At 68.8% G+C, this 21,299-nt stretch carries 9 protein-coding genes; 1 reads left to right on the top strand and 8 read right to left on the bottom strand.

Annotated features, from left to right (window positions below; translation table 11 throughout):
• Nucleotides 1–16 precede the first annotated feature (16 nt).
• The 7 genes from D451_RS0110010 to D451_RS0109980 are packed head-to-tail and all read right to left on the bottom strand — an operon-like array spanning nt 17 to nt 19,312.
• Nucleotides 17–4,588, bottom strand: a complete 4,572-nt coding sequence (locus D451_RS0110010) for an SDR family NAD(P)-dependent oxidoreductase (RefSeq protein ID WP_017534296.1) — start codon at nt 4,586–4,588, stop codon at nt 17–19.
• Nucleotides 4,585–5,832 carry an ACP S-malonyltransferase gene (locus tag D451_RS0110005; protein WP_017534295.1) on the bottom strand — a complete coding sequence of 416 codons (1,248 nt, stop codon included), beginning with the start codon at nt 5,830–5,832 and terminating at the stop codon, nt 4,585–4,587. Before D451_RS0110005 ends, D451_RS0110010 begins: the two co-directional genes overlap by 4 nt.
• Nucleotides 5,829–15,896 carry a non-ribosomal peptide synthetase/type I polyketide synthase gene (locus D451_RS0110000; RefSeq protein ID WP_241463308.1) on the bottom strand — a complete coding sequence of 3,356 codons (10,068 nt, stop codon included), beginning with the start codon at nt 15,894–15,896 and terminating at the stop codon, nt 5,829–5,831. The genes D451_RS0110005 and D451_RS0110000 overlap by 4 nt, the downstream gene beginning before the upstream one ends.
• A 60-nt stretch (nt 15,897–15,956) precedes the next feature.
• Complete coding sequence (locus tag D451_RS0109995; RefSeq protein WP_017534293.1) at nt 15,957–17,105, bottom strand: acyl-CoA dehydrogenase family protein; 1,149 nt, start codon at nt 17,103–17,105, stop codon at nt 15,957–15,959.
• Complete coding sequence (locus D451_RS0109990; protein ID WP_017534292.1) at nt 17,098–17,352, bottom strand: phosphopantetheine-binding protein; 255 nt, start codon at nt 17,350–17,352, stop codon at nt 17,098–17,100. The genes D451_RS0109995 and D451_RS0109990 overlap by 8 nt, the downstream gene beginning before the upstream one ends.
• 31 nt (nt 17,353–17,383) lie before the next feature.
• Nucleotides 17,384–18,403, bottom strand: coding sequence for an HAD-IIIC family phosphatase (locus D451_RS0109985; RefSeq protein ID WP_234305902.1), 1,020 nt, complete (start codon nt 18,401–18,403; stop codon nt 17,384–17,386).
• Nucleotides 18,404–18,454: 51 nt separating this feature from the next.
• A complete protein-coding gene (locus D451_RS0109980; protein ID WP_026124961.1) occupies nt 18,455–19,312 on the bottom strand; it encodes a 3-hydroxyacyl-CoA dehydrogenase family protein in 858 nt (285 codons plus the stop codon).
• 588 nt (nt 19,313–19,900) lie between these two features.
• On the opposite strand from D451_RS0109980, the gene D451_RS0109975 reads away from it, so the two are divergent.
• Nucleotides 19,901–20,272, top strand: a complete 372-nt coding sequence (locus D451_RS0109975) for a DUF952 domain-containing protein (protein ID WP_017534289.1) — start codon at nt 19,901–19,903, stop codon at nt 20,270–20,272.
• A gap of 222 nt (nt 20,273–20,494) precedes the next feature.
• On the opposite strand, the gene D451_RS27295 is transcribed toward D451_RS0109975, so the two are convergent.
• Nucleotides 20,495–20,899, bottom strand: coding sequence for a helix-turn-helix domain-containing protein (locus D451_RS27295; RefSeq protein ID WP_193789606.1), 405 nt, complete (start codon nt 20,897–20,899; stop codon nt 20,495–20,497).
• Nucleotides 20,900–21,299: the final 400 nt, after the last annotated feature.

Genomic DNA, 21,299 nt, shown 5'->3' with positions numbered 1-21,299 from the left:
AAATAGCGCGGTCCAGCTACAGAAGTCCACGGGTCTCCTCCACCGTGATCTCCCCTTGCTCCACCATGTCCAGCAGCCGGTCGAGGTCGTCTGCGCCTGCCGTGTCGTCCGTCGGCGTCGCCCCGCCGCCCGTACCGTCCCCTCCGGCGCCGAGGCGGGAGGCGACGCACGCGGCCTGGTCGGCGATCGTCAGGAATCGGAACAGGTCGGTGATGTCCATGAGGCCGGGGAAACGCTCGTCGTAGAGCTTCAACATCTGCGAGGTCAGCAGAGAATTGCCGCCGAGGGAGACGAATTCGTCGTAGGCGTCCAGTTCCGTGACGTCGAGCGTCCGTGCCCAGATCTCGGCGACGGCCCGCTCGATCTCCCCGACGTGGTCCAGGCCGTAGAGGGAGACGGGCCGGTCCCCGGCCGCGCCGGGCCCGTCCGCCCGCCGTGCCGGCTCCGCCACGTTCGCCGCCGGCCGTTTCCTGCCGGGCATGATGACCGGCGGCCGTCCCTCACCCGCCATGAGCTCCCGGAGCAGGCCGGTCGCCTCGGCGGGGTCCAACGGAGGAAAGAGTTCGTCCTCGTCCACGGCGCCCAGGCGCTCGGCCATCCCGACCTCCCGCCACGCGGGCCACTGGACGCTCAGCGCGGGCAGGTTCCGCGCGCCGCGGTACTGGGCCAGGCTGTCGAGCACCAGGTTCGCGGCCGTGTAGTCGGTCTGGCCGTGGATCGGCAGAAGCCCGGAGACGCTCGAGAACACCACGAAGAAGCGCGGATCGTCGTCCCGGGTCGCCTCATGGAGGGCGATACCGCCCAGCGCCTTCGGTCGGTACACGGCCATGAACTCGTCGATGGTCTTGGTGTGCAGGAATCCGACGCCCGGCCGTCCCGCGAGGTGGATCACTCCCCCGATCCGTCCGTACCTTTCCCTGATCTCGCGGACGGTGCGCTCCACCGCCTCCGGGTCTCCCATGTCCAGGCGGAGGACCTCGGCGACGGCGGGGTCGTCCTGTGGTCCGAACGGAGGAGCGGAGGCGGGGTCCCGCCCTTCCGAGCCCAGCAGGACGAGGTTCCGGAACCCCTGCCCTGCCAGGTCCCGCGCCACCGCGGCGCCCAGGCCGCCCGTGCCACCGGAGATGATGACGGCACCGTCCGGAGGGGTCGGCCCCGGCGTCTCGTCCCGCGGCACCACGGCGTGCCGCTCGACGACCGGTTCGTGGGGCCGCTCCCCGCGATAGAACAGCAGCGGCGGCCGATCGGTGGCGCGTGCCTCCGTGATCAGGGCCTTCGGCGGGGTGTGCTCGTCGATGTCGACGCAGCGGATCCCGAGGGCCCGATACTCCAGGGCGGCGATCCGCGTCAGGCCGAGCACACCGGCCTGCCCCGGATCGACGGACTCCTCACCGGTGACGGCGAGCGCGCTCCGGGTCACGGCCAGCAGACCCGCGCCGAGCTCCGGCCGACGAGCGGCCAGCCCCTTCAGCAGGGAGACGGTCCTCTCCACGGGCTCGACCGCCCGTTCGGCCAGGGGCGTGCCGTCGTCCTCCGGAACACCGGCGAGGATCGCGAAGGCGAACGCGCGGCCCTCGTCGATCCGGTCGACGGCGGCGGTGTCGGCCACGTGCAGGTGGTCGTGACCGGCCGACCGGAGCTCGTCGGTGAGGTCGTCGAGCATCGGACCGAAGTCGCCGCAGAGCAGGACCGTCCCCGTCGGGGCGTCCCCGGTTCCGACCTCGACCGGTGGTGAGGCCTTCCGGTAGCCCTGCACGTGCCCGTATCCACCGGAGCCGCCCAGGTCGAGGCCGACCGCCGATTTGACGCAGTAGTTGTCCACCGCCAGTACGACCCGACCGTCGGGGTCGGTGACCGTTACGTCGAACGCGTACAACCGTCCCTCGACCGAGGTGGGACGCTTGCGGAAGTGCGCCAGTACGCGGGCGGGCAGCGGCCCGTGGACCGTCAGTTCGCCGTAGGAGAGCGGCAGGTAGAGCCGTTCGTCGTCGTAGAGGCCGTTGGCCGCGTTGATCAGGGTGTCGAGCAGCGCCGGGTGCAGGAAGTAGTCGTCGGTCTCACCGTGGTACCGCGATGGCAGTTCCAACTCGTAGAGCATCTCGGTCGCGTCGGCGTTCGCCCGACCGCCCCGCAGGCTCCCGGTCCACCGTTCGCCCAGTGTCAGTCCGTTGGAGAGGTCGAGCCGGTCGTCGTAATGCAGTGCGCGACTCATTCGGCTCCGCACCCCCGCGAGGTCGACCGGCTCCGGTACCGCGATGTCCGGCTCGGTGACGAGTTCGGCGGTGGCGTTGCGCACCCACGCGCCGTCCGCGCCCCGTGCGGCGACGGTCACCTGGCGGACGCCGCCGTCCGTATCGGCCTGCCCGAAGACGATGTGGACCTCGACCTCGGTATCGTCGTCGACCGCGAGCGGCGTGAGGAACCGAAGGTCGCGCAGCCTCATCCCGGAACCACCGTGGCCGAGGCCGCGGGCGGCCCGCACGAGCAGTTCCAGGATCCCGGTGCCGGGGAGCACGCCGACCCCGTCGATCCGGTGCTCGGACAGCTCCCAGAACCGCCGTGGGGAGAGTTCGCACATGGCGATGTCCGACTCCAGGGAACGCACCAGGTGGAGTTCCGCGCCCGGCCCGCCGCGGCGTTCCCCGCCGTCGGTCTTGAGCCAGCAGCGCAACGGCTCGAACGGATAGGTCGGCAACGGGATCCGGCGGGCGCCCGGGGAGGCGGCCCTGTTCCAGTCGACGTCGGCGCCGCGGACGTAGAGGCGGGCGAGGCGCCGCAGACCGTCGCGGTCGGGTGCCCCTCCGTCGAGCGACCGTGCCGCCTCACGGCTCAGCCGCTTCCTCTCGTCGGCGGTGAGGCCGCGGGGATCGCGTCGTTCGCCGCCGGCGGCCGCGAGTCGGAACTCCCCGGTGGCGATGTCGTCGGTGCCGTCCGTGCCGTCGGCGAAGCGTTCGAGGAGGGTCAGCAACTCCTCCCGGTCCTCGCACACGAAGGCGGCCCTGGACCGGTGGTGCATGCGCCCCGTCGACGCGGTGTGGCACAGATCCGCCAGGTGCACGTCACGTCCGCCCAGGAACCGCCGATAGCGCTCCACCAGCCGCTTGAGGCCCTCGATGTCCGGCGCGCTCAACGGGAGCAGCATCGGACCGGTCGCGGCGACCCGCTCGGGTCCGGGGTCCGGGTCCGCGCTGCGCACCACGAGGTGGCAGTTGGTCCCGCTCAGGCCGAAACTGCTGATGCCCGCGTACAGGGTCTCGTCCGGGTCGCCGCCCCACGGCACCGTGCGGTCGTTGACGTACACCGGAGACGTCGGGAAGGAGATGTTGGGGTTGGGGTCCTCGAACCCGAGGCTCGCCGGCAGGGTCCGATGTCTCATCGACAACACCAGCTTGGCCAGGCCCGCCAGTCCGGAGGCGTTGTCCATGTGGCCGATGTTCGTCTTGACCGTGCCGATCCCGCAGAACTGCTTCCGCGTGGTGTGACGGGAGAACGCCCGCTCGATCCCCCCGATCTCCACCGGGTCGCCCAGGCGGGTCGCGGTGCCGTGCGCCTCGATGAAGCTGATCCGTTCCGCAGGGACACCGGCGTCGGCGAGCGCCGCGTCGATGAGGTCGCCCTGGGCGTCCGCGTTGGGCGCGGTGATGCCGTTGGAGGCGCCGTCCTGATTGACCGCGCCGCCCAGGATGACCGCATGGACGGTGTCGCCGTCGCGCTGTGCCCGATCGAGCGCCTTCAGGACGAAGACGACGCAGCCCTCGGCCGCGCTCGTCCCATCGCTCCTGCGGTCGAAGGTCCGCGTGCGGCCGTCCCGGGACGAGGTGTCCTGTAGGTCCTTGATGCCGATCCCGGAGCCGTCGTCCACGACCGGGAGCAGGTCGCTGTTGACGGCTCCGACGATCGCCATGCCGCAGTCCCCGCGCTGGATCGCGCGGCAGGCGGTGTGGACGGCGACCAGGCCCGAGGAGCACGCGGTGTCGACCAGCATCGAGGGGCCCCGGAGGTTCAGCAGGTACGCGATCCTGCTCCCGATGATCGACTTGACGTTTCCGGCGACGGAGATCTCCGGGGCGTCGGGGGAAACGGCCTGGATCATCGTCCGATAGTCCTCGCCGAAGTCGCTCGACATGCCCACGTAGACCCCGACCCTCCGGCCCTGGATCTCGGTGTTCAGGTGCCCGGCGTCCTCGAGCGCGGCCCAGGCTGTCTCGAGGAAGATCCGCTGGTCGGGATCGACGGCCCGGGCCTCCTGCCGGGACATGGAGAAGAACCGGTAGTCGAATCCGGCCACCGAGGGCAGGCGGGTGCCGTTCCAGTAGCGTTCGGGGGAGGGTCGTCGCGCCCCCCGGGCGGCCAGGTAGGCGTCGACGTCGGCGCGCCGCTCCTCGGAGAGCTCCCGGTGGCCGCGCTCGCCTCGCACGACCATCTCCCAGAACTCGTCGAGATCGGCGGCGTCGCCCACCCGCCCGCTCATCCCGATGATGGCGATCGGGGTGTCCCGACTCCCGACCCCGGAGTGGTCGATCCGCACCTCGGCGTCCTCGGGGAGGTCGGCCAGGTCCAGGTCGCCGATGGACAGCAGGGGATTCATGAGACGGCCCCTCCGGTCGGCTCGAGCAGCGCGGAGTCGCCGGTGCGCCGCAGGATCGACGTGATCCGCTCCCGCTGCTCGGCTTCGGGGACGCCCTTCGTCCCCATGATCGTGCGCAGCAGGTCGAGGGCCTCCCTCTTCCCCGCGTCGGTGAGCTCCTCGTCCTCGGTGGAGGCGAGCTCTTGGAGCCGGCGGTAGGGCGCGATGACACCGGAGGCGTACTCGTCGTCGTCGAAGTTCCTGTTCCGGGTCGCGGCGGCCGCTCCCAGGCACAGGCCTACGAGACCGGGGCGGTTCCTCCGCTCCTCGATGGCCCGATCGAGCGCCGCGTACGTCCCCTCGGCGTCCTCGCCGAGGCTGCGGGCACGCGCGTCCTCGACGGCACCGGCGACCATCTTGCCGAGGACGTTCTTCGGCCCCACCTCGATCCACAGCCCGACACCGTCCGCGGTCAGCGTCGACATGACGGCGTCCCACCGGACCGGGCTGGTGAGCTGCTCGGAGAGGGCTCCCCTGATCTCCTCGACGCTCTCGTACACCCGGCCCGTGACGGTGCTACAGACCGGGACGGTCGGCTCCGTGAACCCGATCCTCCCGATCTCCGCCGCGTACGCGGGGACGGCGTCGGCCATGTGCGTGCTGTGGAAGGCGCCCGCCACGTTGAGCCAGGCGACCCTGGCGCCACGCTCCTCGAGCAGGCCGGCCATCCCCCGCAGCTCTTCGCGCGTGCCGGCCAGCACGGTCTGCTGCTCGGCGTTGTAGTTGGCCACCTGTACCGCGTGGCCGTCGGAGTTGAACTCCTCGGCCCATTTCTCGACCTGGGCCGCCGGCGTCCGGAGCGCGGCGATCATGCCCGTGTCACCGGCGGTGGTGCAGGCCTCCATGGCCTCGCCCCGGACCTTCACCAGCCGCACCGCGTCCTCGAAGCCCATCGCTCCCGCCGCGAGCAGCGCGGTGATCTCGCCCAGGCTGTGCCCGGCCATGTGGGTGACCGGCAGCCTGCGGTCCCTACTGATCACCTCGTACATACCGAAGCTCAGGACCAGCAGCGCGACCTGCGCGTGCCGCGTCCGGGTGAGCTCGGACGAGGGTCCGGTGAAGCAGAGATCGGCGAGCGAGTAACCCACTATCTCGGAGGCCTGGTCGAAGCGTTCTCGAACGCTGCTCTCCGACTCGAACCAGGAACGACCCATTCCGGTGAATTGGGACCCCTGGCCGGGAAACAGGAGCGCGAGGTTGGTCATGACTGATCCTTCCGGTCCGGTGCGTGCGCGTGTCCAGTCGTGGTGTCGACCGCACGGGGAGGGGTGCGGGAACCGGAGTCTCCGGTGGGCGGGGCGAGGAGCCCCAGCAGCCGCACGTAGCCGTCGAGCAGTCCGTGTACGGCCTCGGGGGCGATCTCCCCCCGGTGGGCGAGCGCCACGGTCGCCGGCCGCGCGGTCACGTCGGTCCCCAGAACGAGGTCGGCGTACCGGAGGAGCTCGCTCTCCTCCGTTCGTGCGCGATCGGTGCACGCGATGGTCACCCTGGCGCCGTCGCCGCGACCCGGGCGTATCCGGTCGAGCTCCACCTCGCGGTCGGCGTCGCCGACGGATCGCAGGTGATCGTCGACCAGCTCGGCGAGGTCGGTCCGGCCGACGAGGTCGAAGGTGACCGCGGCGACCCGTCCGGGTGCGGTCGCCACGTGGAGCGTGACTTCGTCACAGGACAGTGCCTTGCCGACGGTCAGCGCGAACGCGGCGTGCGCCAGGGCCCGCGCCGTGGCCCCGTCGCCCGTGCCGTGCCGCAGCAGCGCGGACCGCACCCGGTCCGGCAGGGCGACCTCCGCGGTCCCGTCGACGCCCCGGCCCGGCACGAACCAGTCCTCGGGCGGCCGCACACCGCTGTCGGTCGGGGCGTCGGCCGGGCGGCTCCGCGCCGACCTCCGCTCCAGGAGTTCCTGCTGCCCTCCGAGAGTCGGTTCGGCGAACAGGTCGCTGACGTCGAGCGTCCCGGGGAAGGCGGCGTTCAGCTTCTCCAGCAGCAGGATGAGGCTGAACGAGTTGCCTCCCAGGTCGAAGAAGCTCTCGTCCGGGCCGAACGGGACGTCGCCGAGCACCGACCTCCACGCCATGAGAAGGTCCTCGCTCACCTCCGAGGGCTCGTCCGGCCGGCCGCCACCGACCGGTACGGCCTCCAGGAGGGCCAGGGCCGGGCGGTCGATCTTGCCGCTCGTCGTCATCGGCACGGCGGGGACCGCCGTGAGCGTGGCCGGGACCATGTGGCCGGGCAGTCTCCCGTTCAGGAAGTCCTTCAGCGACTCCGGCCCGACCTCCGCGTCCTCGCGTACTTCGTAGAACCCGCGGATGACCCGGTTCCCCGGCGAGACCTCGTCCACGATCACCCCGGCCCCGACCACGTGTACGTGCTCGGTGAGGGCCTGCTCGATCTCCTCGAGCTCGATGCGGTGCCCCCGGACCTTGACCTGGTTGTCCAGCCGACCGAGGCAGCGGACCTCACCGTCGTGCCACAGGGCGCGGTCCCCGCTGTTGTAGATCCGGCCCTCTCGGAAGGGGTCGTCGCGGAAGGCCTCACGGGTGAGCTCGGGACGGTACAGGTACCCGGGCGACACTCCGCGGCCACCGATCCACAGGGCGCCCTCGGTGCCCTCGGGGACGAGTTGGAGGTCGTCGTCGAGCACGTAGAAGGTGGTGTTGGCGATGGGCCTACCGATGGTGACAGGGGCCTGGCCGGTGAGCTCCTTGACGCTGGACCAGATACAGGTCTCGGTGGGCCCGTACACGTTGAAGATCCGGCCCGACGTCCCGGCCCGCAGATCCGGCAACAGGTCCTCGGGGAAGGCCTCGCCTCCGACGACGAGCCTCTCCAACGGCGCCAGTGCCCTGCGCGCCGCGTCCGGGTCGGCGCACAGCATGCGCAGGCGGCTCGGCGTCATCTGCATGTAGGCGACGCCGTTGGCGGCCACGAACTCCGCGATCTCCGCCGGTGTCCGTGCCTCCCCCTCGCCCGCCATCGCCACGGTTCCACCGGTGACCAGGGTCATCAGGGTCTCGAGGAGATGGATGTCGAACGACGGGGTCGTCAGGCACGCCGTCGTCACGTTCTCCTCCCAGTCCAGCGCCTTGGGCATGCCCCAGAGGAAGTTGGCCAGCGCGTCGTCGGCGACCGTGACGCCCTTGGGGCGACCGGTGGAACCGGAGGTGAAGATGATGTACGCGAGACCGTCGGGGTCGTCCTCCGAGGGTTCCGGTACGACCGTCTCCGGGAGGTCCCGGTCACGGATCGTCAGCGCCCTCCCGTCCGGTGGAAGGACCGATTCGTTCTCGGGAAGGCACAGGATCCTCGTCGGCTTCGCGACCTCGATCACGGAGTGCAGCCGCGCCGGCGGATCGGTCACGTCCAACGGCAGCCAGGTGGCACCGACCCGGTGGACGGCCAGCATGGCGGCCACGAGGTCCGGCGACCGCGGCAGCAGCAGCCCGACCGGATCCCCCCTTTCGACCCCGGAGTCACGGAGCAGGGCGGCGAGCCGCCCGGCCCTCTCGGACAGTTGGGCGTACGTCGTCACCTCGTCCTGGAAACGGATCGCCGGACGGTCGGCGTGCTCGGTGAACACCCGGTCGAACAGCTCCGCGAGGCCGGGCACGTCGGTCGTACGCGGACCGGAGCCCCAGGACAGGAGCCGCTCCGTCGTGTCGTCGTCGATCAGCGGGATCTCACCGATCCTGCGATCGGGGTCCCGCACGGCCTGCGCGACGAGTGCGTGGAACCGGGCCATCAGATCGGCGATTCTCCGCTCGCCGAACACGCCGGAGTGGTTCAGGTCGACGAACAGACCACCGTCGCGCTCGGTGATCTCCAGGGTCAGGGCGAGCATCGAGCCGCGCATGCCGAAGTCCTCGGTGGTGGCGGTGAGATCACCGAACCTGTGCGCGCGCCCCCGGGCGTTCGTGTAGATGAACATCGTGTCGTACAGGGCGTTGCGTCCGTGGTCGCGCTCCAGGTCCAACTCCTCGATCAACGTCTCGTAGGAGTAGTGCGCGTGTTCGATCGCGGCGAGACCCGTGTCGCGTACCCGCCGAAGGTGATCCGACAGGCGGGTACCGGAGTCCGGCCTCAGCCGCAGCGGCAGCGACTGGGCGAACATCCCGACCGTGCCCTCGAAGGAGCCCAGGGAACGCTGATCCAACGGCACTCCGACGCACAGGTCGCTCTCGCCGCTCGTCCTGGCCAGCAGTACCGACCACAACGACAGGTAGAAGAAGAACGGTGTCGTCCGGTGCTCGCGGATGACCTTCGTGGCCGCCTCGTGCACCTCGGGGTCGATGCGCGTGTAGTGGTGGCCCCCGCTGAAGTCGTTGATGGCGGGGAGGGGCTCGTCGGTCGGGACCGCGAGGGGAGGGGGCGGTGTCTCGAACTCGCGGAGCCACCACCGCCGGTGGTCCTGGTAATCGGGTCGATCGGGCAGCTCGGATCGGATCCGTACGTACTCCTCGTAGCCCGCGGGCTCCTCGGTGTCGGTCGGACGCCCGTTCGACAGATGGTCGGCGAGCTCGCCGATGATCAGTTCCAACCCCCGGCCGTCGACGATGATGTGGTGGAACGAGACGACGAGGTCATCGGTGCCGTCCTCGCCGACGACGATGCCGTAGCGCCACAGCGGCGCCCGGGTCATGTCGAGCGGAGCGTTCATCACGTCCGCGATCTCCTCCGTTCCCGCCCCGTCGAAGAGGTGGGCCTCGGGATCGATGTCCTCGAGGACACGGCAGACGACGTCTCCGGAATCGATCTCGTAGCGGCTACGCAGTTTGGGGTGCCTTCGGGCGATGGCGCGAAAGGCCGCGTCCACCCGGTCCGGGTCCAGCGATCCGTCGAAGTGGAGGCGGGCCGGGACCTGGTAGGCCTCGTTCCCGCCACGCATACGGGAGTTCACGTAGACCCGCTTCTCCTCCGCGGAGAGCGCCATGGATCGGGGCCCGCTCCGCGTGGCCGCGGGCTCCGTCCCGGTGCCCACCGCGTCGGAACCGGAGCGGGAGACCGACCGCGAACGCCGGAATTCGAAGCCCCCGGCCCGGATCTCCCGCACGGCCGTCCGGAACGCCTCGAGGACGCGTTCCTTGTCCTCTTCGGTGTGGGCCAGCGAGAAGTACCCCGACCGGCGTTCCCACACGAACACGCCGTGGTGGGCCATCAGTTTGAAGAAGAGGTTCGTGGTCAGGGTCATCAGGGCCATGTCGCGCTGCGCCACGTTCTCGTACTTGTACATCGAGGCGCAGTGCGACAGCCGGATCGGTACCTCTTCCCGATCGAAGAAGTCGTTGGCCCTCCGCACGAAGTCGTCCGTGAACCTGTTCAGCTCGGCGAGCCGCTCCTCGCCGTTCTCCTTGAGGAAGGTCAGCACCGCACGGCAGGCGGCCATGGTCAAGGGGTGCTTGCAGAACGTTCCGGCGAAGAAGGTCGTCGGCACCGCCGGCCGGGAATCGTCGGCGTCGGAGAACCCTCCACCGTCGACGGCGTCGAGATAGGTGCTCTTGCCGGCGACGATGCCCACCGGCATACCGCCGCCGACGAGCTTGCCGTACAGCGAGATGTCGGACTCGACCCCGAAGTACTCCTGGGCTCCGCCCAGTGCGAGCCGGAAGCCGACGATCATCTCGTCGAAGATCAGCGCGATCCCGTGCTCGGTACAGATCCGTCGGAGCTCGCGCAGGAACTCCGCGGGTCGCAGGCCCGGATTGCGGGACTGCACCGGTTCCACCAGCACGGCGGCCAGGTCACCGCCCTGCCGGCGGATGCGCTCCAGCGACTCCTCGGCCCCGTAGCGGAGAACCACGGTGTCCTCGACCATGGCCGGGGGGATACCGATGGTCAGCGGAACGCTATCGGTTCCGTCGCTCTCGGCCAGGACCGCGTCGGAACCGCCGTGGTAGGAGTCGGTGAACCGTACGATCTTGTCCCGTCCGCTGACCGCCCTGGCGAGCCGCAGCGACACCATCACCGCCTCGGTACCGGTGTTGCAGAAGGCGACCCGTTCGGCACCGGTCATGTCGTGGATCAGTTCCGCGACCTCTCCGGCGACCCTGTTCTGGGGGCCCAGCTCGAACCCCGACTCGAGTTGCTCGCGCACCGCGCGTACGACGAAGTCGGGCTGGTGTCCGAAGAAGTGGACGCCGTAACCGATCCCGGTGTCGACGTACCGGTTGCCGTCCACGTCCCAGAACGCGGCGCCTTGGGAGCGGGAGGACACCAACGGATAGGAGGTGTCCCTCAGGTCCGTGTCGAAGTTGAGCGAGTTGATCCAGTCCGCCATGTGCCGGCGGTGGGAGTCGGCATAGGCCCGCGACCCCGCGGTCCTGGCGGTGTAACGGGCGACGAAGTCGGCGATGAACCGCCGCTGCCGTTCGGTGAGCCTGCTGCCGCTCAGCGAGATGTTGTTGGTGTACGCGCCGACCTTGCGAGACCTGCCCGGCGCCCGGCGCCGCGGCACGGCCTCGAGGTCCGGCTCCGGTGCGCCGGCCGCGCCGGCAGCGGGCGCCGTGCCCCCGAGCACCTGGAGCTGTTCCCGCATGAGGGCCAGTTGGGAATGGACCACCGCCTCGATCCCGGAGGCCGAGGTACCGCCCGGCCCGGCGACGGGCGGGGACGACGCCTCGCCCGGCCGCGGATCGGGCACGGACGGCACCGAAGGCGCCGGCGCCGGTTCCGGGGAGGGTTCGGGCTCCGGACGGTTCCGCAGGACGAAGTCGGTCACCCGTCCCACCGTGTGGAGCGATTCGAAGAACGTGGTGATCGGGATGTCGAGCGCGTAGTGCTTCTCGATGCGCTTGCCGAGCTGCACGAGCATGAGCGAGTCGACACCGAGCGAGAACAGCTCCACGTCCGGGTCCAGTTCCGAGGTCGCCACGCCGGTGACCTCGCTCAGCGCCCGCGTGATGACCTCCGCCACGGCCTTCTCCTCGGCGTGCCTGCGGGGGGCGTCGGCGGGAACGGCCGCGGTGTCCCCCGCGGAGCCGCTCGTCGGACCACTCGGCGTGACGTCGGCCGTCACGGTGTCGTCGGCTCGGACGTCCACGGTCGCGCCACCCTCTCCGGTGCGGTCTCGATACCAGATCCGTTGCCTGTCGAACGGGGTGTGCGGTAGGTCGTGGAGCAGCCGCCCCGTGCCCGACGGTCGGCCGAGGTCGAGCTCGGCGCCCAGCTCCCACAGCCGGCCGACGCCCTCGAGGAACTGCCGCACGTCGGACCTGCCCTTGCGCAGACTCGGGAGGACCACCACGTCGTCACCGAACTCCTGGGCGACGAGCCCGCCCAGCGTCGCCGTGGCGCCGATCTCGACGAAGGTACGCAGACCCGCCCGGACGGCCCAGGCCACGGCGTCCTTGAACAGGACGGGTTCGACCATGTGCCGACTCCAGTGGTCGGCGTCGACCGGAGAACCGGGTTCGACCGGCCTCGCGGTCCGCGTGGAGATCCATTCGATCGACGGGGCGTCGAAGTCCCATCCGCGGATCCGATCCCGCAGGCTCTCCGCCGCCGAGGCCATCCGTGCCGAGTGGAAGGGATGCGACACGTCGAGCCGCTCCACGAAGACGCGGTTCCGACGCGCGGCCTTCAGGACCGCGGCCAGGCTGTCGGCCGGGCCTGAGACGGTGACGTTCTCCGAGGAGTTCACGGCCGCCAGTGAGACGTCCGGGGCGGAGGCGAGCAGCTCCCTCGCCCGTTCGGCGGAGCACAGAAGGGTCGCCATCGAACCGTCGGCCGGAGAGTCCGCGACCACGCGCGCCCGGTGAACGACCAGTTCGACGGCCTGTTCGCGGCTCATGGCCCCCGCGAAGCAGGAGGCGGCGTACTCGCCGATGCTGTGGCCCATGACCGCGGCGGGGGTGACGCCCCGGCTCGCCCAGTATCGGGCGAGCGCCAACCCGACCGAGAAGATCATCGGCTGGGTGTACATCGGCGACCGGAAGCGCTCGTCCTCCTCCTCGGCGAACATGACCTCCAGGAGGGAGATGTCGGCGACCCTGCGGAACTCCCGGTCGAGCTCGTCCAGTTCGCGCCGGAACTCCTCCGCGTGGTCGTAGAGCTCACGGGCCATGCCCGGGTACTGCGTCCCCTGACCGGAGAACATGAACACCGGCCCCGACCCGTGCGGGTCGGCCTTGACCATCTCTCCGGCGGATTCCGTTCCGGCGACGGTCCGCATCTCCTCCATCGAGGCGCAGACCAGGGCCCTCCGGTACTTCAGGCCGCGCCGCCTGCCCAACGTGTGCGCCACGTCGCCGAGGTCCGCCGTGCTCTGGGCGCTCCAGTCGGAGAGACCGCGCAGCCCGCTGCGGAGCGCCTCGGCGGAATTCGCCGAGACCGGCAGCAAACGGGGTGTGTCCGAAGCGCCGAGGGTGGGCCGTGTCTCCTCCCGCCGCTTCTCGTGCTCCGCGACGATGACGTGGGCGTTGGTCCCGCTGACGCCGAACGAACTGATCCCCGCCACACGGCGCCCGTTCGAGGGCTCCCATGGAACGTCATCGGTGATGACCTCGACCGGGGCGTCGTCCCAGTCGATGAGGCGGTTTCCTTCGCGGAAGTGCAGTGTGGCCGGCAGACGCCCGTGCTGGAGGCTGGTCACGACCTTGCAGAGCGCCGCCATGCCCGCGGCGGACTCCAGGTGCCCCAGGTTCGACTTGACGCTGCCGACGCCGACCTTCTCCGTACGGCCCGCGAAGACCCTGGCCAGGGAGTTGATCTCCTGAGGGTCACCGATGGGTGTTCCGGATCCGTGGGCCTCGACGTAGGAGACGTCCTCCACCCCCACCCCGGCCTCAGCCATCGCGTCCCTGATCACCTGGCTCTGGGCGACGCTGCTGGGTACGGTGAATCCGCCGCCGCGACCGTTGTGGCTGACCGCGGAGCCGTGCAGGACGGCGAGGACGTCGTCGCCGTCACGCTCGGCGTCCGCCAGCCGCTTGAGGATGACGACGACGCCACCCTCACTGCGGATGTAGCCGTCGGCCCCGTCGTCGAAGCTGCGGCAGCGGCCCGATGGCGACAGGGCGCCCAGCCTCGACCACGACAGGTGCCCCTCGGGGCTGAGGATCAGGTTGACGCCCGCGGCCACGACGAGGTCGCATCCGCCCCGCTTCAGCTCCTGACCGCCCAGGTGGAGGGCGTACAACGAGGACGAGCACGCCGTGTCGATCGCCATGCTGGGGCCCCGGAAACCGAAGGTGTAGGAGATACGCCCGGCGGCGGCGTTGGCCATGTTGCCGGTGTACGTGTACGCCTCGTGGGAGTATCCGAGGTCCTGCCCGACCTGGCGGTAGTCGTTGTTGTAGATGCCGACGAACGTTCCGACCCGGCCGGCGGTACCCGCGGTGTACGGGTCGAGGCCCGCGTCCTCGAAGGCCTCCCAGGTCAACTCGAGAAGCAGCCTTTGCTGCGGGTCGATCAGCTCGGCCTCGCTCGGCGAGATACCGAAGAACGCCGGGTCGAACCGGTCGACGTCGCGCAGGTAGCCGCCCTGCGTGGTGGTCACCTCAGCGGTGTCCAAGGAGCTCTGCGCCCATCGGTCCTCGGGGATCGGCTCCACGACGTCGGTCTTCTCGATGAGCACGTCCCAGAGCCGTCGCCGATCGTCGATGCCCCCGGGCAGCCGCATCCCCATACCGACGATCGCGACGGGTCCGCCCGACGCCGCCGGAGCGGGGGACGGAGACGGACGGGGGTCCGGTTCCCTCGCCCGGTCGGGGGGATCGAGCGTCCGCCGTATCTCCTCGACCAACGCCATCGGCTCGGGGTGGTCGATGATGCACGTGCTCTCCAGGCGAATGTCGAGCCTGCGCTCGAGCTTGGCCTGTAGGGAGACCAACCGGATCGAGTCGAGGCCGAGGGAGAACAGGTTCGCTTCGCGCAGCGCCGGGTCCAGGAGGACGTCGTCGGCGGACCCGCCCTCCAGTTCGCCGACGATGTACGAGACGATCGCGTCGACCAGCTCACCGCCGGCCGCGACCGGCTCGGAGGGCGCGTCCGACCCGGTGGACACGGTCGGCCCGGTGGCGTCGTCGTCCACCGGCAGCGGTCGGCTCCAATCGACCGGCGCCCCGTGCGTCCAGGCCTCCGCCAGGGAGACGACGAAACGGGACGCCCCCTGACGGTCACGACGCAGGGTGCCGATCACCCGCGCGTCGCTCCCGAGATCCGCGACGACCTCCTTCGTGGGACGAACGAGCACCGGGTGGGCGCTGAGCTCCACCAGTGTCCGGTGGCCGTCGGCGAGCACGGCACGAGCCGCCCGCTCGTACATCACCGGACTGCGTAGATTGCGGTACCAGAACTCGGCGTCCAGCTCCGCGGTGTCGATACGTCCACCGGTGGTACCGGCGTAGAAGGGGAGTTCCGTCTCCCGCGGGGAGACACGACCGAGCGAGGCGAGCAGGGACTCGCGTTGCGGTTCGACCCTTGGAGAGTGCGCGGGGAACTCGACGGACAGCCTCTGGGCGTAGATCCCCTCGTCGCGCAGGTCCTCGACGATGCGGTCGACGGCCGGATCGGTGCCGGCGATCACCACCGAACGGGCATCGAACACCCCGGCGACGTCGATGGCGTCGGATCCGCCGGAACCGAAACGCTCATGAACCTCCTCGGTGGTCAGTCCGACCATCGCCATACCGCCCTGGCCCACCATCGGGACGTGCGCCCTGCTCCACAGCACGGCGACACGCGCGGCCTCGTCCAGCGGCAGAGCACCCGTCACGCACGCCGCGGCGATCTCACCGAGGCTGAAACCGAGGACACCCGCCGGCTCGACGCCATGGGAGCGCCAGAGGCCGGCCAGCGCGACCATGATCGAGAAGAGGACCGGTTCCACGACGTCGGGCCGCCGCAGCTCCGACTCCGGGCCCGCGCCGCGCAGGACGTCCACGAGGGACCAGTCGACGTGCGGGGCGAGAGCGTCGGCGCACTCGCCGATCCGCCGGGCGAACTCGGGAGAGGCCTCCAACAGGTCGACGCACATCCCCGGGAAGACCGTGCCCTGCCCGGGGAAGATGAACACCGGCCGCTCGTCACGGTCGGCGACGCCCCACACCACCCGCGGGTCCTCGTGTCCCTTGGACACGGCGGTCAAAGGCTCCCGCCAGTCGTCTCCGCGGGGCAGCAGGACGGCCCGGTGCGCGCGTGCCGGGCGCGTCGACACCAGGGAGTCGGCCGCGTCCGAGGAACCGGCCGTCCCCTTCTCGACCTTCCTCAGGAGCCGTGTCGCGCGATCGCGCAGGGCCCTCTTACTCGGTGCGCTCAGAACCCATGGAGTCGTCATCGACACCGCCGCCCGTACCCGGAGGCGACCAGAATGCAGAAGCTGTACATCTTTCCCGAGTCAACCTTTCCTGGAAAAAGTTTTGAGACCGAAATCAGCAATGAGCGTCTCCTGCACCTGCGAGGTCCCCTCAATGATCTCCAGAATCTTCGCTTCCCTGAAAAGACGCTCGGCCGGATATCCGTTCCAACACCCGTTCCCACCGAGCACCTGAACCGCGTTCGAAGTGACACGGCAGGCGGCGGTCGAAGAGAAGTACTTGGCGATGTTCGTCGCCGCGATCGCGTCCGGGCTGCGTTCGGCGCTCAGCCTCCCGGCCCTCACGCACAGCTCGCGTGCGGCGGACACGCTGGTGACCGCGTCCGCGATCATCCCCTGTACCAGCTGGAACGACCCGATCCTGCTGCCGAACTGGCGACGCCGGACCGCGTACGTGCACATCTCCTCAAGGGCGGCCTGCGCGAGCGCCACACCCGCCCAGGCGATGCTGTAGCGCCCGTGGAACAGTGCCGTATTGGCGACGAAGGCGAATCCCGCACCGATTCCCGAAACGAGGTTCTCAGCCGGGACCTCTACGTCGGAGAGGACGATCTCGGCCATGTGCGTAGCCCGGTTTCCGAGCATCCCCGACATCGAAAACGTCTCGACCCCCGGCATGTCCCGGTCGACGAGAAAGGCGCTGACGACGCCGTTGTCCACGGCGAAGACGAGGAATACATCGGCGATCCCGGCGAAGGAGATCCATTTCTTGCGGCCGTTCAGAAGGAACACGTCGCCCTTCCGCGTGTACCTCGTGGACATCCCTCCGGCCTCGGACCCCGCGTCGGACCCGGACTCGGCCTCCGACAACGCGAAGCAGGCGATCCTCCGGCCTCGCGCGAGGTCGGGCAGGTACTTCTCCTTGATCCTTCGGGACGTTCTACCGGCCAGGGTCTGGGCGACGAGGGACGCGTGAACGGTCAGCAGCGCGCGGGTCGAAGCGCATGCCTTGCCGATGATCTCGGTGAGCTCGCCGTACTCGATCGGGGTCAGGCCCAGGCCGCCCCACTCGACCGGGACCGTCGCTCCGAGGAAACCCTCGTCCGCCATCCGCTCGACGACCTCGCGTGGAAGCCGCTCCTCGCGGTCGAACTCACCTGCGCGGGGCGCCAGTTCCATGGCGAAGGCCTCGGCCCGCTTCAGGACGGAGTCCGGGGAACGGTCACTCACGGCGCACCGCTCTCAGCTCCGACACCATCTCCGCCATCCGCTCGACCGAGCTGAAACGGTGCAGGTTCAGGTGCTCGTCGGGGACCTCGACGTCGAAGGCGCTCTCGATGTGGGCCAGAAGTTGCATGGCGAACATCGAGGTGACGAAGCCCTTCTCGAAGATGTTGTCGTCGTCTCGAAGGCCGTCCTCGCCCAGCGAGGCGATGTTGTCCTTGATGTAGCCCCGGATGCTCTCGCGAACATCCATGTCGGGAGCCGCATCGACCGGTGTTCCGCTGTCATGCATCGACGTTCACCCTTACGTGGTCGGGGTAGTCACGGACGATCTCGAGATCGTTCTCGAACAGGTGGTCCACTCCGTCACGTGAGACGACGTGGAAGTTCGCCAACCGGTAGGTGAGGAGCATCTGGCGGTTGCGGTCCGTACGCCGGAACCTGGCGAAGAGGCGGGCTCCGCGCTCCGCGGCCCGCTTGACCAGGAACTGCAACAGCACCGTTCCGACGCCCTTGGAGACCGTTCGGCAGGACATGAGCAGCAGCGCGATCGTCCACTGGTCGCCGGACTTCTCCACCAGCGCCATCCCGACCTTGCCGTAGGAGCCATAGCGGTCCGTCAGCTCACAGACCCACAGGTCATGGCCCGGATCGTCGATGAGCTTCTCGAGTTCGTCGTACGAGTAGTGGATGCCGGTGGAATTGAGCTGGCTGGTCCTGTGGGTCAGCTCCTCCAGACGCAGCAGGTCGTCCCCTCCGGCCGGGGAGATGTCGAGGACCATGTCGAGGCTGCGCAGGAACTCGTCGTGGGGTCCTTGGAAGGCGAGCTCGGACCGGTCGCGCTGTTCGCCCTCCCGGTACATCAGGCGCCTGCGCCTCGCGTCCTCGGTGACGTGGACCGGGGACAACCGCGGCAGGTCCGTCAGCAGGAACCGGTCGGCGGCGTCGATCGTCTCGACGTCCGGGTGAACGAAGGCGACCTCGTCACGTTCGAACTCCTGGTCGTCGATGAAGATGAAGGTGTCCAGACCGATGTTCAGCTTCGCCTGAAGCTCGGTCAGGGAACTGGACTTGCTGTTCCAGTTGATCTGCGGGTGGAGAAAGTACTCCGCGAGACCGAATTCCTCGAGTTTGCGCATGGCGTCGTCGTGGTTGTTCTTGCTCGCTATGGACTGTAGGATGCCGCGCTCGTCCAGCGTCTTGACGGTCTCGAGAATCCGCGGATCCACAACCACTTCGTCACCCGATGAGAGGGTTCCCTTCCAGAGCGTATCGTCGAGATCCCACACGACACATTTCGCCATCTTCACCGACTGCTTCACTCCCATGCGCGAACCGTCACATGACTTTCACGTTCAACGAGAAACACCGTAGGTGTAGAAACCCTGTCCGCTCTTACGACCGGTCAGTCCGGCGTCGACCATCTTTTTCAATAGCGGACAGCAGCGGAACTTCGGATCCTGTAGATCGTCGTACAGAACCCGCAAAGAGTCGACGACGGTATCCAGACCGATCAGATCAGCGGTGGCGAGCGGCCCCATCTTGTGCCCGTAGCCCAAGGTGAATATCTCGTCGATCTGTTCAGGGTCGGCGACCCTTTCTTGAACGAGAAACGCCGCCTCGTTCATGAACAGGTGGGACAGCCTGTTGGAGACGAACCCGGGGCTATCGCGCACGACGACGGGCCGTTTCCCCAGCGAGTCGACGAAACCCTCGGCCAGCTTCACCGTCTCGTCGGACGTGTGGTGACCTCGCACGAGCTCCACGCACTCGATGAGCGGTACCGGGTTCATGAAGTGCATGCCGATCACCGACTCGGGCCGTGCGGCCAGGGCCGCGAGCCTCGTGATCGAGACGCAGCTGGTGTTCACCGCGATCAGGGGGCCCTCCCCGCACACCTCCCGCAGCTCGCGGTGGACCTCCTCCTTGACGGCGGCGTCCTCGACGACATTCTCGATGATCCGGTCGGCCCCGGCGAACTCCGCCATGTCATCGGTGATACGAATACGGTCGGGAATGCCTTTGTCACGCCACCGAGGATCTTCTGGAGCCGTCATCCGGTAACGCCTTACGAGGGTGCGTATGTCACCTTCGGCCGCCCCGAGAACACCGGGGTCGTGATCGTAAAGCACCACGTTATACCCGCTGGCGGCGCAAGTAACGGCCACGTCCTTACCCATCACTCCGGATCCAATGATCCCGACAACGGACATTGCCACCTCACCTCCCTTGGCAGGATCATGCGACTGTTCCAATGACGCCCCGCGAAACCCTCGCTCGGCGGTTGGCAGCCTAGCGTCGTCCACTGCGCCAGGGAAGAGAGGATTCAAGACTCCTTCGGTTTGAATTGATCTTCCAGAGCGTGATTCAGACGCTCTTGCGGGAGTTATCGCTGGCCCTGGGCACGCGGACCGCGACAATCCAGGATCGTCAATTATTGGAATTACATTAGGAATTCCTCTTATGACGCCGAGTGACGATCCCCCCTTGAGTCGAGCAAATGTCCGAGAAGTGACTCCGAGATGTGGAAACCTCGACCCGTGTCCTTTCGGGGAGAGCGAACGGGGCGACCGTCCCTGGACCGGGATTCCGACGGAGTGGGACGGCGAGACGTGAATCACGCCTCCACCTGCGTTATCAGCTGGTTCGAGCGCGTCCGAAGCGGCCGGGCAGGGGGTTCTCCCTCCACCGTCCGACCGGAGAACGCGCCCCGATGCACCGACGCCCGTGCTCACTTCTGGACCGCCGGGGGCGAGCGGACCCCACGTCAGGGCCGCGCCCGAACGTGTAGCGTCCGGCTCATGACTCGCATCCTGCACCTGACCGAACTGTCCCGCTGGCGTGCCGGCGGGGACATCGAGGCGGAGTCGCTCGTCACCGAGGGGTTCCTGCACGCCTCTCCGGACGAGCCGACCATGCTCGCGGTGGCGAACCGGTTCTATACGCGGACCGCGGAGCCGATGGTGGTCCTGGCGGTCGATACGGATCGCCTCGAAGCCGAGGTCCGTTGGGAGGCCGCCGACCCCGCTCCCCCGCCCGGGGTCGGCGCGGAGGTGCTCTTCCCGCACATCTACGGGCCGATCCCCCGCGCCGCCGTGACCGAGGTGCTGCGCCCGGTCCGCGACGCCCAGGGAACCTACACCGCCTTGGAGAGGCACCCGGAGCAGACCTGAGGTGCTTTCAGGGGAAGGGCCCGACGCTCGGGGCGATCATCGCCCCGAGCATCGACAGCGCTCCCTGAAGCAGGGCCTGCCGGCGGCACCATCGGCTCGGGGCCCGGTGACGTCCCCGTGCTCGTGCCCGGCGGGGTGGGGTCGGGGTCTACGGAGGCAGAGGCGACGGGGGCGCCGCGTTCATGGCGGCGACCTCGCGCTCACGGCGTTCCCGAGCCACGTTCATCCACTGCGGGAGGACCCCGTGCTCGATGCGGTGGGCGACCCTGGGGTTGTCGGCCATCTCGCTCGCACACAGGGTGGCGGTCTCGACCGGTCATGGGGACGGCCGCCGGTGGCCAGATGGATGTCGGGCTTCGTGCGCGCCCAGGCGTTGACCAGGCTTCCCTGGGCTTTGAGCCTCCGGTCCAGGTACTCGGCGAGGTAGAGGGGGACGTCGGTGTCGCCCTTCTCGATCCGTTGGACCGTGGAGCCTTCGCGTATCTCCCTGGTGGACAGGTCACCGACGCTGAGCCCGACCGCCTCCCGTAGTTCCCTCACCCGCAGCCCGAACCGCGCCCACTCCTCCTCGGAACCTCCCTGCGGGTTACCCGGGTTCCCCTTGCCTCGATCGCTGGAACTCTTCATGCGGATACCCCCGAGAGGGACCGTCGGGACACCAGGCCACCGGATTTAGAAATCAGTTGAGGGAAACCCTCCACTCGACTTCGGAGTACCCCGATATCGCTCACTTTCGACTCTTTCAGAATCCATTTCACGTTCTTTCTCACAGCGCACCGACCTCCACGGGAGACCTTCCCTGAAGCACACTCACATGATGGATGACCTGGTCACATGGGCGTAAGTGCGAACGTGATTGTGAGCGACATCGAACATGAGTGTGGAATCACGAAGGATTCTGAGCACACAACACGAAACTGGCGGAGCGGGAGCGCGTGAACCTTCAGGTGGCCCCTCTGGATGTCCCTAAGAGCTCATCTCAAAAGCCCTGCGAGACGACTCTGAACCTGCCATGATCACGGACTGT

The sequence above is a fragment of the Nocardiopsis alba DSM 43377 genome, assembly GCF_000341225.1.
In the GTDB taxonomy this organism is placed as follows: Bacteria; Actinomycetota; Actinomycetes; order Streptosporangiales; family Streptosporangiaceae; genus Nocardiopsis; species Nocardiopsis alba.
The sequence above is the reverse complement of the archived record's forward strand: the minus strand, read 5'-3'. Positions and strand labels throughout refer to the sequence as shown.

What these genes read in the sequence shown, in the direction of transcription:
- D451_RS0110010 (WP_017534296.1), bottom strand. Translation starts at nt 4,588, where the DNA reads ATGAATCCCCTGCTGTCCATCGGCGACCTGGACCTGGCCGACCTCCCC.
- D451_RS0110005 (WP_017534295.1), bottom strand. Translation starts at nt 5,832, where the DNA reads ATGACCAACCTCGCGCTCCTGTTTCCCGGCCAGGGGTCCCAATTCACC.
- D451_RS0110000 (WP_241463308.1), bottom strand. Translation starts at nt 15,896, where the DNA reads ATGACGACTCCATGGGTTCTGAGCGCACCGAGTAAGAGGGCCCTGCGC.
- D451_RS0109990 (WP_017534292.1), bottom strand. Translation starts at nt 17,352, where the DNA reads ATGGATGTTCGCGAGAGCATCCGGGGCTACATCAAGGACAACATCGCC.
- D451_RS0109985 (WP_234305902.1), bottom strand. Translation starts at nt 18,403, where the DNA reads ATGGCGAAATGTGTCGTGTGGGATCTCGACGATACGCTCTGGAAGGGA.
- D451_RS0109980 (WP_026124961.1), bottom strand. Translation starts at nt 19,312, where the DNA reads ATGTCCGTTGTCGGGATCATTGGATCCGGAGTGATGGGTAAGGACGTG.
- D451_RS0109975 (WP_017534289.1), top strand. Translation starts at nt 19,901, where the DNA reads ATGACTCGCATCCTGCACCTGACCGAACTGTCCCGCTGGCGTGCCGGC.
- D451_RS27295 (WP_193789606.1), bottom strand. Translation starts at nt 20,899, where the DNA reads ATGAAGAGTTCCAGCGATCGAGGCAAGGGGAACCCGGGTAACCCGCAG.